This is a genomic window from Oleiphilus sp. HI0061 (assembly GCF_001635675.1).
Window position 1 is genome coordinate 1 of record NZ_LWFE01000520.1, and the last position, 1,072, is coordinate 1,072.

General features: G+C 46.7%; 1 protein-coding gene. It reads right to left on the bottom strand.

Translation table 11 applies throughout. The features are described 5' to 3' along the window. Nucleotides 1-1,072, bottom strand: a 1,072-nt coding sequence (locus tag A3735_RS06860; RefSeq protein WP_068637816.1) for a wax ester/triacylglycerol synthase family O-acyltransferase, incomplete at both ends; no start/stop codon positions are given.

Sequence of the window (1,072 nt, forward strand, 5' to 3'; positions counted from 1 at the left end):
TGGCTTTTTTAGTTTTCGTCTTTCTTGTCTTGGCTTTTTTTGTAAGTAAGCCTTCAAGCTCCTCGAGCGCTTCTCCTGAAAATACTGCCAGGTTCTGCATGCTTGGCAAGGTGTCACGACAACCGGTATAGCCAAAATTCAGTGAACCATCATAGCTTAAACAAGTAATATTCAATGCGCCGCCATGGGCGATTAATGATACTGGGTACATCGCCTCAAGTTTACAGCCATTGTAGTAGAGAGCCTTTTTCGGTCCAGGGACATTAGATATTGTAATGTTAAAGGCTGGACGCATTCTTCCGCCCAGGCCTGTGAGAAGCTGTAAAGAGTAGGGTGCCATCATCAGCATCGTGTACTGTGTCAGCGATGCTCTAGGCAAGCTTTGTAAGTGCTCCTTCGCAATCTGGGTCGACTCTTTAATGGTTGCTAAGCGGCGAAGCGGGTCCGCTTCATTGGTTGCTAAGCTAGCGATCATAAAACTAATGGCCGTACCTGTGCCTGTGTCATCCGCAGGGCGAATATTAACCGGAATACCTGCTGTTAAAGGTTGCTCAGGTAATTGTCCTTTTTCTAATAGGAACTGCCTCAACGAGGTGCCACATAAATAAAGCACAATATCGTTTAACGAGGCATCCGCCTCTGCTGCCAGTTTCTTAATTCTGTCTAAAGAATATTGCTGTGTAGCAAAGCGGCGAGCGGCTTGCACCCGGGTGTTAATGGTTGAATTAGGACCAGTAAACGGAGCAGAAAGTTTAACTCTATCCTGAACGGATGAACTGACCAGTTTTGCCAACGCACCCACTAACTGCGGGGTGTTCGAGGCTTGTTCTTTGATTGCGTCGATAGCTTGATCAAGCGCGCCTTGCCAAGTCGCAATGTGTTCGCCGCTTTTAATTTTCTTTGGCGTACCAATAGACCAAGGCGGTCTTGTATCGATATCGTCTGGAGACTCGCTTAGTGTGCGTTGCAATAAACGTACACCGCTTATGCCATCAATTAAGGAGTGGTGCATTTTGGTGTAGATGGCAAAGCGATTATTTTCCAGACCTTCGATGACATGGCACTCCCATAG